We start from the raw sequence: 14,503 nt of genomic DNA on the forward strand, positions 1-14,503 counted from the left end.
GGCACAATGGGTTCAGCTAAACCAAATGATATTGTTTTTAATGACTTGGCGGATCCCAAATTAACGCTAATGCAAAAACTCGCACTAAGCGGGGCCAAGAAAGGCGTTACCGAGTTTACGCAAGAGGCTGTTTTAAAAGCAGCACTTGAGACCACCGGCTTGTCTGATTTTGGCAATGATAGCTTTCGCGAGCCCCTGCAAGTTCTGCTGGATGACTATGCGAATGATGAGGGCTTATCCGGCGTGGGGGAGCAGCAATGTTTCAAAGATTTAGTTCGCTGTGCGAGCAATCATCTTATCATTCAAGACCGTATTAAAAAAACGCCTGAGCTGGCGACAACAGAGCTTAAAAAGCCGCTTTCAGTTTCAGGTCTACCGCGCTCAGGGACAACGCATCTGGTCAATTTGCTGGCGGCGGATTCGCGGTTTCAGTCTTTGCCCCTTTGGGTCGCTCAGGAGCCTTTTCATGCGCCGGGGCAGGAAAAGGCAAGCCCCAAACTCAAATTTGGCGCAAGAGCTCTGACACTTTTTCTAAAGAGCGGGGACAGCCTTACACATGATGATCCGCGATATCTAAGGTGCAGTGTCCGTTGGTCAGGGATGCAAATAATGGGGCCGGACCTGGCTGCCATGCACCCTATGAATCCTGATCATATTCATGAGGAGCTAGAGCTCATGACCTTTGATTTTGGATGTAATCAATTTGAATGGACCTCCATGGTACCGGGCTATCGAGATTATTATTTTAGTAAAGATCAAACCCCGCATTACGACTATATGGTCAAAGTGCTAAAGCTTCTACAGATCGAACGAAACACCGATAGAAGCTGGGTGTTAAAATGTGTGCAAAATCCTGAGCAACTTCCGGCTCTTAAAGCCGTCATGCCTGATGCAACAGCTATATTAACGCACCGCGACCCTGTGGCCGTCATTCAATCTATCTCCACAATGATTGCTTATGGGCATCGCATTCTAAGAACGTCTGTTGATCCTAAATGGGTACTCGACTATTGGACAGACCGTATTGAGGCACTGCTACGTGCTTGTGTGCGTGATCGCCATGTTTGGGGACCAAAGCAAAGTATGGACGTTATGTTCCATGAGTTCATGGCAGGCGATATGGCGACAGTTGAGAAAATATATGACCTCCACGAATTGGAATTAACGCCAAAAGCGCGGCAAGAAATGGCTGATTTTATCAAGGCTCACCCACGCGGAAAATATGGCCGCGTGCGCTATTACCTTAAAGAGCATTTTGGCGTTGAGCCCGATGTAATAAGAGAACGCTTCGGGTTTTATTATGACGCTTTCCCCGTAAAGGTGGAATTTTAGGCCATTTCGTCAATACCGATAATATATTCCAGCAAGTGTTGTGCTTCTTCCTCTGGTGATAGTTTCTTTGGAACTTGAATGTCTAAGGGCTCATTTTGATAAGAACTTGCATCTACTGATAAATCGGACAGCTTATTACCTAGGGTGAAATTCTGCTCATCCAGAACATTATTCTTTATCCAGTCTGTTAATTCACTTATTTCGGGAACGTAGGTCGTTTTCATAAAATCACCCTATAAAAACTTGCCCGCCATCCAGTGCAATGGTTTGACCTGAGAGATAACGAGCATTTTCACTACACATCATAGCAACAAATGCTCCTATGTCATCTTCGCAGTCCCCGACATAGCCAAGCGGAATTGACTTTTGAAAATGTTCGGCTTCGACGGGGTTGCGCTCCATCCATCCCGCAAGAGCTGGGGATTTAGCATGAGGCATGATAGCGTTGACGCAAATGCCGTCCTTGCCCCATTCATTCGCCGCCGCGCGGGTGAGTTGCTGTATGGCGGCTTTGACGGCTGCATAGACACCATAAGTGCCGACGTCCCAGCGCTTCATCACAGAACTGCACAAATTGATAACATTACCTTTTGACTCTTTGAGGTGAGGGTAAGCCAATTTCATAAGGCGGAACGTTGCAAGGGGACCGGAGTCCCAATTGCCGTTCATCTGTTCATCAGTAATCGATAGGAGGGGGCCGCGCGCAACTTCTTGGGCATTATTGACAAGGATATCCAGACGACCAAACTCAGCGATTGTTTTATCCATAATTTCTTCAAGATCAGAGCCGGATTTCACATCGCAGCGCAGCGCCAAAGCTTTCACGCCGTGATCACGCAGCATTTTTGCTGTGGTCTCGCATTTCTCTAGGGTGCGGCCTGTTACAACAATATGAGCGCCTTCTTTTGCAAGAGCGAGCGCGATGCCTTGGCCAACGCCTTGGCCTCCGCCTGTGATCAATGCGACTTTATTTTTCAACATCAGTTTTGCCTCCGGCGCTACCATAATTCAGGAATATCTGAGCCTGTTATGTCGATGAGTCTTTTCATGAATTTACTAGCCTCAGCTAATTCTTCATCCGTAAAGTGTTTTAATAATTGTTCTTCGAGCGCTTTTGAGTGGGCAAGAAGCTTGATAAAGGTCTCGCGTCCGCTTTCGCTGATATGCACATTTTTTCCATCGCGATTGATCCAACTCTTGCGGAGCAAGCGTGCAAAAATTTCCGCGTCAGGATGGTGCCCCGTATGTTCAAGTCGTATAACAATATCATCTTCAGATAGTGACCCACTCATTGCAAGCAAAGACAAGCAGAAATATTCCGCTTCGCTCATACCTATTTCGCGGCAAGCTTTGCGTGTCGGGTAGCTAGTTTGAAAATGAGCGCGTGATAGAAGATAAAGCAGGAAGTCATCTGAAAATTGACCACTGTTTAAATCAACTCCCGGACGGGCTGGTGTAGCAGGGGCGGATTTTTGCTTGGCTTCTGCATATTTTCCGCCGTGAAAGACCAAAACAGGAAAGTTATGTGTTTGATACTCTATGACCTCGCCGACAAAAATGATGTGATCTCCACCCTCATATTGGAAATGCGTTTTACATCTGAATAGCGCGGCATATTCAGGCAATAGTGGAAAGCCGTTCTCGCAAGGCACCCAATCTATGTCTTTAAATTTATCATCAGAAGGGCGCGCGAATTGATTTGACAAATCGCTCTGATGGCTGGCTAACACATGGACGTTAAAGCCGCCGCTATTCTGATAGGCGGGCATGGAGTGCGCTGTCTTGGCGAGGGACCAAAGCACTAAGGGAGGGTCGAGCGAGACTGAGTTAAAACTGCTTGCTGTCACGCCGACAGGCTTAGCGTCATTATCCAGAGTTGTCACAATCGTAACACCCGTCGCAAACTGTCCAAGCGCGTTTCGAAATTGGTGTGGATCAGGTTCAGACATTATAAATTTGCGTAGGAAACATAAGGTAAAAATACGCAAAATAAGATATTTGTCAAAAGAATAGCTAGAAATGCGTATTTTTTCTGACATATTAGCTAAAGATTTGGAGATTGCTATGACAGACCTCGAAGCTCGTATTGACCGCTTGGAGTCGATTGATGCCATTCGGCAACTTGTTAGCAAATATGCACTAACTCTGGATATGCGCGATGTCGATGCGCATGTGAATTTATTCGCTGAAGATATCCGTGTCAGTCGCGAGGCGGTTGGTCGGCCCGCGCTCAAGGTCTGGCTGGATGATATGATGCGCAATCAATTTACGGGCACCTCTCACCATATCGGAAATCATATCATCGAATTTGATGACCCTAATCATGCCCATGGCGTTGTCTATTCCAAGAACGAACATGAGACGCCCAAAGGAAACGGGGAGCCTGAGTGGGTTATCATGCAGATGATGTATTGGGATAATTATGAACGCATTGATGGGAGTTGGTATTTCCGCAGGCGATTACCGTGCTATTGGTACGCCGCGGATTTGAACACACCGCCTGTGGGTGAAAACAAGATGCGATGGCCTGAAAGGGAGCCTTATGAAGGGGCCTATCATGAGCTCTTTCCGTCATGGGAGGCCTTTTGGAAACACCCACCAAGGGATGGTGATGCGCCAGAAGTCGCCGCGCCCGCGCCTCGCGAGACGTTCCTTAAAACCATGAGAGGGAATCATCCATTCCCTAAAATAAGGGTGAAGTAATGCCTACACTTTTCGATCCGATTACCCTTGGCGATATAGACTGCGCTAACCGTATTTTCATGGCGCCTATGACTCGGTCTCGCGCAGGTGATGGTGATACGCCAACTGAGATGAACGCGCATTACTACGGACAGCGCGCGAGTAGCGGGCTTATCATCACGGAAGGTGTCTATCCTAATTTTGACGGCAAGGGTTATGTTCGCACGCCAGGCATCGTGACCGAGGCACAGATCGCAGGATGGAAACAGGTTGCGGAGGCCGTCCATGCGAAAGGCGGAAAGATCGTCATGCAGCTTATGCATTGCGGGCGCGTGGCGAGCCTTCACAACAAACCCAAAGGCAGCCGCACGCTGGCGCCGTCTGCTATCCAAGCAAAAGGCGAAATGTATACAGATGCGGCTGGGATGCAGCCTCATGACATGCCAGAGGAAATGACTTTGGCTGAGATTGAACAGACAATATCTGATTTCGGGCAAGCCGCAAAAAATGCTGTGGAGGCAGGCTGTGACGGCGTAGAACTTCATTGCACGAGTGGTTACTTACCCGCGCAATTTCTCTCGACAGGTACGAATAAACGCAATGATCGATATGGCGGAGCATTAGAAAACCGCTTGCGTTTCGTAGTGGATGTGCTGAGCGCTATGATTGCCAAAATCGGGGCGGGACGTGTTGGCATTCGCATCTGCCCCGGAAATCCCTTTAATGACCTTTCCGATGAAAACCCCGAAGAGACATTCAAGGCGCTGATTGAAAAAATAAATCCGATGAGCCGGGCCTATCTTCACGTCATTCGTATGAAAGCGGGCGTGGATAATATCGAGCTTGCGAAAAGTTTTACTGGCCCCGTAATCCTAAATGACAGCTATGATCTAGAGCGGGGTAATAGAGCACTCATGCAAGGCCAAGCAGACGCGATCTCTTTTGGTCGTCATTATGTAGCCAACCCTGATTTGGTTGAAAAATTTAGAGAGGGGCGAGAACTGGCGAAGCCTGATTATAAGACGCTCTACACACCGGGACCAAAGGGATATGTGGATTATTGATTGGTTTCTTGTTAGTCGTGAATAATGAAAGATAACCATTTATATAACCAAAGTGAATTTGTTCATCCTGACATGTGGCGTTATGCATATGAAATAGCTTTGGATAATCGTAAGTTTGAAATTGATAACTACTGGAAGAGAACAACTTATTTTTGGACGATTATTGCAGCTGCATTTGTAGCTTATGCCGTATCTTTGGAAAAACTTGAAGGATACTTATTGGGCCAAACGATTATATCCTCATTAGGAATGATTTTATCGTTAGCTTGGATATTAGCCAATAAGGGGAGTAAGTTTTGGCAGCAAAACTGGGAAGCGCACGTTGATCTATTGGAAGACAATTTCTCGGGCCCTATTTATAAAACAGTATTGATTCATAGGAATACAGATGGTTCATTCGAAAACTTTTTTACTGGTGCCTGCGCATACTCTGTTTCCAAAGTAAACTTGATTGTAAGTATGTTCATTTTTATTGTTTGGGTGATATTGTTTGCCAATTCAATTTTTTATGAATTCTTTGACGATCACAACAATATTGTTAAAATAGCAATTGCCCTCAATGGATTAGTTTTTATATTTTTGCTCCTAACTTGGGGAAGGTCCTCTATTTCTAAAAAGGAAGAAAAAAGACTCACGGAAAAATATTCATATATTTCAAGGAAACACTAACTCACCCGAATAACCGTTTGCGTTCCACCAGAGCCGCTTTCATGCCTTTCTCTCGCACCAGTTTAAAGAAGGCGAGGAAGACGGGGCTTTGGTGAAATTCGGCGTCCAAGTCAGAGGCTTGCCGCGTGCTCTTTTCCATATCCATGTTGTCATAAAAATTATTGGCAGATTTCTTTAGTATCACGAGGTGATCGACGGGGGTTCTCGCAATGTCTTCGGCCAGCGCGCGGGTCGCCGTTTCGAGCTCCTCTGCGGGGGCAACTTGATTTATCAGGCTTGCTGCAAGGGCTTCGTCTGCGCTCATGCTGCGAGCCGTATAGAGCATCTCTTTAGCTTTGCGCATCCCGATTAAGAGCGGCCATAAAAAGACGGTAGGCGGTATGCCAAGGTCGCGTCCTGCAGGGTGGCCAAAGCTTGCGGATTCGCTGGCTACGACAAGGTCTGAAACAGCGAGCAATTCGCCCGCGCCGGACAAACAGGCCCCTTGGACTTGGCAAATTATGGATTTGGGAAACCGCCACATATTCAGCCAATAATCGAGCAGGGCCATAATGTCTTTTTTGTCTTCCTCAATTTCGACGCCATTTTCGAAATTTGCGGGATATTGCGAGGTAATCCAGTTCTCTTCATTAAGATCATAGCCCACACAAAAGGCACGGCCTGCTGATTTTATAATAACAACAGAAACCGCGTCATTTTTCGCCGCCGTGTCTAGCTCTGTTTTTAATTCAGCCAGTAATGTCGGCGTGAGGGCGTTGAGCTTTTCAGGGCGATTAAGCGTGATCGTGAGGATTTTATCTGAGAGGTCTGTCAGCAGTGTTGTGGGCATTATGAGTCCTTTTTGACGCGGACAAACGCCATCACAATAGCGGCCATAATCGCGACGGGAATAAAGATGGTAAAGGCTTGGTCATAGCTCTGGTTCGCAGTGAAAGAGGCGCCAACAAACCCAATGGCTATAACGGCTAACAGCACCGTGAAGATATTCATCATTCCTATGGCGGGAGCAAAATAATCCCGGCCAAATGTGTCAGCTGTGATACCCGTCCAGACTGGGTAGATACCTCCAATGGCCATACCCACAAAAGCTGCGACTGTAACAAGCACGGCGAAATTGGTTACAAAAATCGCGGCGAGAAGAAACAAAACATTAGACAGGCAAACAAGGGCAAAAACGGCTCGTTTATCAAAGCGCTCAATCATCCATCCTATCAGCAGTTTTCCGGCAATGGCTGAGCCCGCGACGACCGTCGGAATGAGCGTGGCTTGCGTGTTGGTAAAGCCCAAGCTCTCACCGAAAGGTTTGAGAGAGACCAAAAGCGCTTGATCACTTGCGAGAAGTAACCCGCAAGCCAATCCAATCACCCAAAAATCACGGTTCTTGAGAATTAGCGACGGGTTTGCGGCCGTTATTGTCTGAGGAATACTCTGCGTTTCACCATCCGGAAATTGACCAATATCCTCCGGCTTTGAAATGAAAAACCGCAATATCAAAAGGACGGAGATAAGCGCGATGGCAAGCCCAACATAAAGCAATGCCGCGCGCCAACCAAGATTATAAATCATGTAACTAAATATAGGCTGTACAAGGAAGCCTCCCGCGGATGTCGCAACAGCGGCAATTCCTAGAGCGCGTCCACGCTTTTTATAAAACCAATTAGTTGTCAGCACATTGGCGATGAAGGGCCCGCAAGCCGTGAAACCAAATCCTATGGGTAAAATAATCAAAAGGATCATCTGACGCGGGCTTTGCGCAAAGGACAGCGCGACAAATCCGGCTGCAAATGCCGCTATTCCGGCAAAGGCTAATTTGCGGGGGTTCACGCGCGTTATGGATTTTCCGACTATAGCGGCCCAAATTGCGGAGCTGAGCAAAAAGGCCATCATGCCTAAATTGACTTTGTCTCTAGCGAGGCCAAATTCCGCTTCAATAGGCGTGACGAAGTGCTGGAAAGAATAAAAAGTGGCCCCGGCCATCAGCATTGCCGTGATGAAGCTCGCCCCTAAAACATGCCATCCCCTAAAATCTGTCATTTTTGAAGTCCTTTATTGAGAAGAGTCTGCGCTTCGTCTTCGCCAATAACGCGGCTTTCGCGGCGCGCAATTTTCCAACTCTCTTCTTTGCGCATAGTCCAACTATTCACGGCAAGACGCATGAGTTTCTGATTGTGATAGACTCGCGAGTAACCCAAGACACTCGCTGAATGGCCGTCCACCTCGACGAGGAGGGGGCCAACCGTGTGGGCACAATTTGGGAGTAGAGATTGATGTATCTCAGAGCTCAGCATGTCCGAAATTGCGCTGTGTCCCTTCAGTTCTAAGTCGCCTGTCACGTCGCCGCGCCCAGCATTAGGATTGCTCACGACATAAACCGCGTCTTCCATATGGCAGGCGAGGGCCGTTTCAATATCGCCGCAATCCGCCGCCATGCCGTAACGCGCTATGACGTTGCGAATAGCAAGTTCCGCTTCAACGCGGCTAATGCGATCTTCCAAACTCATCCTAATTTATGCGCCTCTTCAGCAATCTTAAGAAAGCTCGGAGGTTCGCCGCCACCAAAAACTTCAAGGCAAGCCCCTGAGATATAGCTGTTGGATGGTTCTGCGAGAAAGAGGCAAGCTTTAGCAATGTCTTCGGGCGCGCCCATGCGGCCCATAGGAAGATTGCTCGCCAGATGCGCCATGCCTTTTTTGCCGCCATAATGATCTGTGCTAGCTTCGGTTTTGACGAGGCCAACAATGATTGCGTTGACGCGAATGTCAGGAGCCCATTCCATCGCCAGCGATGTTGTCACGTTTAGAAGGCCCGCCTTTGCCGCACCATAAGCGACAGACCCCGGAGAACTGCGTGTGGCGGAGACGCTTGAAATATTCACAATAGACCCGCCAGACGCTTTAAGCGGTTCATAAGCCGCTTGCGCGAGATTGATAGGCGCGAGCAGGTTAAGCGCAATAACCTTTTGCGTAAGATTCGGACTCGCATCTTTGCTAGCCACAGGTGGGCCTCCACCGGCATTGTTAATGAGGCAATCGACGCGCCCTGTTTTTTCAAGAGCAAAGCCTATGAGCGATTTGGCAGATTCTGCGTCTCTGATATCAAGCGGTATAAATTGCGTATTAACGGGCAGTGTCTCAGGCTTGCGGCGTCCGCATATAATAATATTTGCACCTTGCGCTGCAAAGCCTTCGGATATGCCGCGCCCAATACCGCGCCCACCGCCCGTAACAATTATTGTTTTATCTTTGAATTTCATTATGCCCCGCGTATTATTTCTGGGCATATGTTGCGCAAAATGAGAGGCTTGTATAGTCAAAGCCTTAAATTGCGTAGAGTTTAGTATTAATGACCACGATACCACAGCTTTTATTTGACCAAGCCGCGCGGCGTCCTAATGCGCTTGCGATTGAGGATGGGACGTGGCGTTTAAGCTATGGTGAGTTAGCCGGGCTCGTTAAAGACGCCGCAGGTGTAATGCAGCACATGGGTTTGGCACGGGGCGACAAATTTGGGATATGGGCCCCAAATTGCGCGGAATGGATTATCACGGCTCTCGCGGGGCAAATGCTCGGGGCCGTTATGGTGACGCTCAATACGCGATATAAAGGCATGGAAGCCGCCGATATATTGCGCCGCTCTAAGTGTAAGTTTGTCTTCACCGTGCAAGGATTTTTAAATCACGATTACCCGGCCATGCTCAGCGGATGTGACGTCGGAGATTTGAGAGAAGTCGTCATTGTTCGTGGGAACGTCGGGCGAGAGGTTTTTAACACATTTCTGACGAGAGGCGGCGAGTCTGTTAAAATAGCAGACGTAAGAGACGGCGATATTTCCGACATTATCTTCACCTCAGGAACAACGGGAACGCCCAAAGGCGCAATGACAACTCATGCGCAAAATGTGCAAGTTTTTGAAAGTTTCACTGACGCTATCGGCATGACCGAAGATGATCGTTATCTAGTGGTCAATCCCTTCTTTCATAGCTTTGGATATAAGGCGGGCTGGCTGTCCTGCATCATCAAGGGAGCAGCTATTTTTCCTTTGGCGGTTTACGATCCAAAAAATGTGTTGGAGCGCATTGAGCGCGATAAAATTACGGTCATGCCGGGCGCCCCCACGATTTTCCAAACCCTCCTCGCGCATCCTGATATTAAAAAACATGATATCTCAAGCCTTCGCGTGGCAACAACGGGGGCAACGACTATTCCCGTGGACCTTATTTGCGCCATGCATGAAGACCTTGGTATCGATGATGTTTTTTCGGCTTATGGATTGACCGAATCCACGGGTGTCGTGTCGCTCTGCCAGAAGGGCGATGATTTCGAGACGATTGCGACGACTTGCGGGCGGCCTTTACCAGGTACGGAATTGCGCATTGTTGATGATAGCGGAGAAGGTGTCGAAAGCGGCGAAGAGGGTGAGATTTGGGTGCGTGGCTTTAATGTGATGCAGGGCTATTTAGATATGCCCGAAGCCACGGCAGAGACGATTACGCCTGACGGTTGGCTCAAGACTGGAGATATAGGCACGCAGGATCAGAAAGGGTATATCAAAATCACCGACCGTAAAAAAGATATGGTGATTGTCGGAGGCTTTAACGTCTATCCGGCTGAGGTTGAGCAGTCACTTCTAAGGCATCCTGCTATTTCTGATGCTGCCGTGATTGGTATGTCGGATGATCGCCTCGGTGAGGTTACGCAGGCGCACATTGTAACGTCAAAAGTGCTTGATGAAGACCAACTTGTAAAATGGTGCTGTGAAATCATGGCGAATTACAAAGTGCCCCGCAGCATAAAATTTCACGACTCTTTGCCCAGAAATGCCTCGGGTAAGGTCATGAAGTATATGCTAAAAGCGTAATTATCTGCGTCATCCTTACGCAAAGAGGCCTTTTGATGCCTTAAAAACTTGATTTTGCGTATTATAGGTCATTGAAAAATGCGCATTCGGTGATATTCTTATACTCGTGAATGAGGAGTCTATTATGGGACAAGCAGCTTTAAAATCCGTACAAGAAGATCAATCGCTGGATATTACGGCGGCATTGGATATTGTTAGCAAGTGTGCGGCAGAGGGGCGAGAAAATCGCGAAATACCGAATGATGCGATAGAGGCTATCCGTAAAACGGGCTACTTCCGTTCATTCCTTCCGAAACAATATGGCGGCCTTGAGCGTCCTCCGCAGGAATTTTTTAAAGCCTCAGTTGATATTGCTGAGCGTGATATGGGAACTGCATGGGCCAGCGGGATCATAGCGGTGCATGCTTATCAGCTTTCTCTCATGGATCCTAAGGCTGCTAAAGAGGTCTATGCGACGGGCCCTGACACACTTATCAGTTCTTCTTACAATCCCGCAGGCGCAAAGGTTGAAACGGCTGAGGGCGGATTTATGCTTTCAGGCCAGTGGGGTTGGAGTTCAGGTTCAGGGCATTGTGACTGGGTCTTGCTTGGAGGTTTGATTTTTGATCAAGGGCCGGAAAATATTCACTACCGAACTTTCCTTGTGAAAAAGCCTGATTACGACATTGAAGATACTTGGCATGCCATGGGCCTGCAGGCGACAGGCTCTAATGATATCATCATCAAAGAGCCAGTGTTTGTGCCTGAATATCGCACACATCACCAGATGGATGGTTTTAATTGTAAGCATTATCAAGATAACGAAATGTATTCCATTCCATGGGCGCAAATGTTTATTCGTGTGGTGTGCACTCCCGCCATTGGGGCTGCCAAGCATGCGCTTCAGCTTTTCATTGATAATGCGCAGGGCAGTTCAACAGATGTGACGCGCCTTGCCAGTGATCCGGATGTGACCCGCCGCGTAGCAGAAGCGGCAAATCTTATCGACGAGACCGAAGTTATTATGTATCGCAATTTTGACGAAATGATGGCCGCAGTAAACTCAGGCCGTGAAATCCCGATGAAGGACCGCGTGAAATATCGCTATCAAGCTAGCCTTGTGATCGACCGCATGATGCAGGCTGTGGATATGCTTTTTGACGTCGCGGGTGGACGCAGTGTTTACCGGAACTCGCCTATCCAAGATATATGGCATGATATCCACATCGCGCGGGCGCATGTGGCCAATAACCCGATTAGCTTTGCCCGTAATTTGGGCGCGGTTCATTTGGGTGCTGATAGCACGGACGTGTTTGTCTGATGTCTGCCCAGAACGGCCCGCCAGAAGGCCGCTATGTGCAAGCGGGACCTATCCGCATGCACTATCTCGAATATGGTGATGAAAACGCCCCTGTGGTTGTTTTTCTGCATGGCTCTGGGCCTGGCAATAGTGCGTGGGCTAATTTCCATTTAAATAAAGATACCTTTGCGAATGCTGGTTATCGCGTTTTGATGCCTGACATGATTGGATTTGGTTATACGGATAAACCGCTCAACCAAGGTGATTATACGCTACAGCTGTTCTGCGATACGCTGATGGCGGGGCTTGAAGAAATGGGCGTGCAAAAATGTAGTTTTGTTGGCAACTCTCTGGGCGGAGGTGTGGCGATACAAATTGCGCTGGATAATCCTGACTTTGTCGAGAAGCTTATTTTAATGGGGCCAGGATGCTTGGAAGAGCAGGGCGCTTATTGGACCATGCCTGGCATTGCGAAAATGATGGAGGCCAATAAAGCAGGTATGAGTAAAGAGATACAAGGCGATCTCATGCGCCTCTTTACCTATGACCCAAAACACGTGACTCAAGAGCTGATTGATATGCGCTGGGCCGTGGCGCAGGATCAGCCGAAAGAGGTTTTGACGACAATGAAGACGCCTGAGCTCGGATCGCGCATGTCGGAATTGACCTGTCCTATCCTCACATTTTGGGGTGCCAATGATGAATTCATGCCGCCACAAGGTAAGGAAAAATGCTTGAAGGCTAATGAGCAATCCCGCCTGATTGAGGTCAATGCTTGTGGGCATTGGGTCATGATCGAGCACGCACGGATGTTCAATGCCGCGTCCATTGATTTTCTAAAGAACGGATAATGGCGCTCTCTGGTCAATATCCCTTCATAGCTCGCAAGTTATTTGACGCCTTAGCCAAGGGGCAACCAGTTGCGCCTTTGTCGGATAGTTATCCCGAAATGAGCATTGATGATGCTTATCAGATCTCTCTTGCTTTCTTAAATATTCGCAAAGCTGAAAATGGCGAAAAGGTTATCGGCAAGAAAATTGGTGTGACCTCCAAACCCGTTCAAGATATGCTAGGTGTCTTTCAGCCTGATTTTGGCTTTCTGACAGATGCTATGCATGTTCATGATGGTCAGGTTCATGTGGATTGCCACATCGCGCCCATGGCTGAGGCTGAGATTGCCTTTAAGTTGAAAAAGGGTCTCAAGGGGCCGGGGGTAACAGCTCAGGATGTCTTGGATGCAACGGATTATGTGCAGCCCTGTTTTGAGATTGTAGATAGCCGCATCAAGGATTGGAAAATCAAAATACAAGACACGGTCGCGGATAATGCCTCCTGCGGCGTTTTTGTTTTAGGCGAGCAGAAAGTCGATCCTAATAGCCTCGATATGGCGGCGCTTGAGGTTATTGTTGAGAAGAATGGAGAAGAGATTAGCCGTGGTGTCGGTTCGTCTGTGCAGGGTGCGCCTGAAAATGCGGTGGCTTGGCTTGCAAATACTTTGGGCGAATACGGGATACCTTTTGAAGCGGGGGAGATTATCCTGTCAGGCTCCTTAGTGCCCCTACACTCTGCCGCGCGAGGTGATAAGATGACGATGTCGATAGCAGGCTTTGGCTCTTGTGATGTGGAGTTTGTTTGATGGCCAAGAGTGACCTGGACACCAAAAAGATTAAGACAGCTATTATCGGCTCTGGCAATATTGGCACAGATTTGATGATTAAAATTGCCGAGAGTTCTGATGTGCTCGAAGTCGGCTGTGTTATCGGTATTGATGAAGCGTCCGAAGGATTAGCTATGGCGCGAGAGCGAGGCTTTGCAACGTCGCACGAAGGCGTTGAGGGGGCGCAAAAGCTGGATGTCTGGAAGGACGTGAAAATTGTCTTTGATGCGACTTCGGCTTATGCGCATGCTAAACACGACGCTATTTGCGAGGCCGAGAACAAGCAAATGGTGGACCTCACCCCAGCCGCCATTGGTCCTTATTGTGTTCCTGTTGTGAATATGGATGCGCATCTGGACGCACCCAATGTGAATATGGTCACCTGCGGAGGTCAAGCAACTATACCGATGGTCTATGCCGTTTCGCGTGTCAGCGACTCCGTTCCCTATGCGGAAATCGTGGCCTCAGTCTCCTCGCGTTCAGCAGGGCCAGGAACACGCGCCAATATTGATGAGTTTACCCGCACCACTGCCAAAGGCATTGAGCAAGTCGGCGGAGCGCAAAAAGGCAAGGCAATTATCATCCTCAATCCCGCCGAGCCGCCCATGATTATGCGCGATACTGTTTACGCCTTATCCGTTGGCGGGAAAGAAGAGGATGTCCGCAAATCGGTCGCCAATATGGTCGCCGATGTTCAAGCCTATGTCCCAGGCTATCGTCTCAAGCAAGAGGTTCAGTTCGAAAGCTTCACGGGGAATAATAAGCTGCATATTCCGGGACTTGGCACTTATGAGGGCACCAAGGTGACGATATTCCTCGAAGTTGAAGGGGCGGGGCATTATTTGCCAAAATATGCAGGTAATCTCGATATCATGACATCCGCGGGAATGGGCACAGCTGAGGCGATTGCACGGAAGAAGTTTGGGGCCGCGGCATGAGGGCCCTTCGAGACACCCTCATCCT

At 48.4% G+C, this 14,503-nt stretch carries 16 protein-coding genes; 9 read left to right on the plus strand and 7 right to left on the minus strand.

From position 1 onward, the window contains the following. Positions 1-6: 6 nt before the first annotated feature. Positions 7-1,332: a sulfotransferase family protein gene (locus F569_RS0109535; protein WP_026942013.1), complete on the plus strand. Its 1,326-nt coding sequence runs from the start codon at positions 7-9 to the stop codon at positions 1,330-1,332. Here F569_RS0109535 and F569_RS0109540 read toward each other — a convergent pair. From F569_RS0109540 to F569_RS0109550, 3 genes are read right to left on the minus strand one after another with little or no spacing between them, the layout of a single operon-like run. Beyond that, entirely contained in the window at positions 1,329-1,556 is a 228-nt protein-coding gene (locus F569_RS0109540) for a hypothetical protein (protein ID WP_026942014.1), read from the minus strand. The two genes, F569_RS0109535 and F569_RS0109540, sit on opposite strands and share 4 nt — an antisense overlap. Before the next feature lie 4 nt (positions 1,557-1,560). Then, positions 1,561-2,313, minus strand: a complete 753-nt coding sequence (locus tag F569_RS0109545) for an SDR family NAD(P)-dependent oxidoreductase (protein ID WP_026942015.1) — start codon at positions 2,311-2,313, stop codon at positions 1,561-1,563. A gap of 17 nt (positions 2,314-2,330) precedes the next feature. After that, the gene (locus tag F569_RS0109550; protein WP_026942016.1) at positions 2,331-3,281 is read right to left on the minus strand and encodes a flavin reductase; all 951 of its coding nucleotides are present in this window, start codon (positions 3,279-3,281) and stop codon (positions 2,331-2,333) included. Positions 3,282-3,351: 70 nt separating this feature from the next. On the opposite strand from F569_RS0109550, the gene F569_RS0109555 reads away from it, so the two are divergent. Genes F569_RS0109555 through F569_RS17415 form a run of 3 tightly spaced genes read left to right on the plus strand, consistent with a single transcriptional unit; the run spans position 3,352 to position 5,747 of the window. After that, the gene (locus tag F569_RS0109555) at positions 3,352-4,035 is read left to right on the plus strand and encodes a nuclear transport factor 2 family protein (protein WP_233353632.1); all 684 of its coding nucleotides are present in this window, start codon (positions 3,352-3,354) and stop codon (positions 4,033-4,035) included. After that, positions 4,035-5,078: an alkene reductase gene (locus F569_RS0109560; RefSeq protein ID WP_026942018.1), complete on the plus strand. Its 1,044-nt coding sequence runs from the start codon at positions 4,035-4,037 to the stop codon at positions 5,076-5,078. Before F569_RS0109555 ends, F569_RS0109560 begins: the two co-directional genes overlap by 1 nt. A 24-nt stretch (positions 5,079-5,102) precedes the next feature. Next, the gene (locus F569_RS17415; RefSeq protein ID WP_051279683.1) at positions 5,103-5,747 is read left to right on the plus strand and encodes a RipA family octameric membrane protein; all 645 of its coding nucleotides are present in this window, start codon (positions 5,103-5,105) and stop codon (positions 5,745-5,747) included. 1 nt (position 5,748) lies between these two features. Here the strand turns inward: F569_RS17415 and F569_RS0109570 are convergent, their stop codons facing one another. The 4 genes from F569_RS0109570 to F569_RS0109585 are packed head-to-tail and all read right to left on the minus strand — an operon-like array spanning position 5,749 to position 9,000. Further along, entirely contained in the window at positions 5,749-6,576 is an 828-nt protein-coding gene (locus F569_RS0109570; protein WP_034388126.1) for an enoyl-CoA hydratase/isomerase family protein, read from the minus strand. Further along, positions 6,576-7,781, minus strand: a complete 1,206-nt coding sequence (locus F569_RS0109575; protein WP_026942020.1) for an MFS transporter — start codon at positions 7,779-7,781, stop codon at positions 6,576-6,578. The genes F569_RS0109570 and F569_RS0109575 overlap by 1 nt, the downstream gene beginning before the upstream one ends. Beyond that, a complete protein-coding gene (locus F569_RS0109580; RefSeq protein ID WP_026942021.1) occupies positions 7,778-8,248 on the minus strand; it encodes a nuclear transport factor 2 family protein in 471 nt (156 codons plus the stop codon). The genes F569_RS0109575 and F569_RS0109580 overlap by 4 nt, the downstream gene beginning before the upstream one ends. After that, a complete protein-coding gene (locus F569_RS0109585; RefSeq protein ID WP_034388435.1) occupies positions 8,245-9,000 on the minus strand; it encodes an SDR family oxidoreductase in 756 nt (251 codons plus the stop codon). The genes F569_RS0109580 and F569_RS0109585 overlap by 4 nt, the downstream gene beginning before the upstream one ends. Positions 9,001-9,089: 89 nt before the next feature. On the opposite strand from F569_RS0109585, the gene F569_RS0109590 reads away from it, so the two are divergent. The 5 genes from F569_RS0109590 (at position 9,090) to F569_RS0109610 (ending at position 14,478) form a co-directional block, all read left to right on the plus strand. Further along, on the plus strand, positions 9,090-10,604 hold the full coding sequence (locus F569_RS0109590; RefSeq protein ID WP_026942023.1) for a FadD3 family acyl-CoA ligase: 1,515 nt from the start codon (positions 9,090-9,092) through the stop codon (positions 10,602-10,604). A gap of 124 nt (positions 10,605-10,728) precedes the next feature. Then, positions 10,729-11,904: an acyl-CoA dehydrogenase family protein gene (locus F569_RS0109595; protein ID WP_026942024.1), complete on the plus strand. Its 1,176-nt coding sequence runs from the start codon at positions 10,729-10,731 to the stop codon at positions 11,902-11,904. Beyond that, positions 11,904-12,734 carry an alpha/beta fold hydrolase gene (locus F569_RS0109600; RefSeq protein ID WP_026942025.1) on the plus strand — a complete coding sequence of 277 codons (831 nt, stop codon included), beginning with the start codon at positions 11,904-11,906 and terminating at the stop codon, positions 12,732-12,734. Before F569_RS0109595 ends, F569_RS0109600 begins: the two co-directional genes overlap by 1 nt. Further along, positions 12,734-13,519: a fumarylacetoacetate hydrolase family protein gene (locus F569_RS0109605; RefSeq protein ID WP_034388130.1), complete on the plus strand. Its 786-nt coding sequence runs from the start codon at positions 12,734-12,736 to the stop codon at positions 13,517-13,519. The genes F569_RS0109600 and F569_RS0109605 overlap by 1 nt, the downstream gene beginning before the upstream one ends. Continuing rightward, positions 13,519-14,478 carry an acetaldehyde dehydrogenase (acetylating) gene (locus F569_RS0109610; RefSeq protein ID WP_034388133.1) on the plus strand — a complete coding sequence of 320 codons (960 nt, stop codon included), beginning with the start codon at positions 13,519-13,521 and terminating at the stop codon, positions 14,476-14,478. The genes F569_RS0109605 and F569_RS0109610 overlap by 1 nt, the downstream gene beginning before the upstream one ends. The last annotated feature ends 25 nt before the right edge of the window (positions 14,479-14,503 follow it).

Source organism: Hellea balneolensis DSM 19091 (assembly GCF_000428525.1).
GTDB lineage: Bacteria > Pseudomonadota > Alphaproteobacteria > Caulobacterales > Maricaulaceae > Hellea > Hellea balneolensis.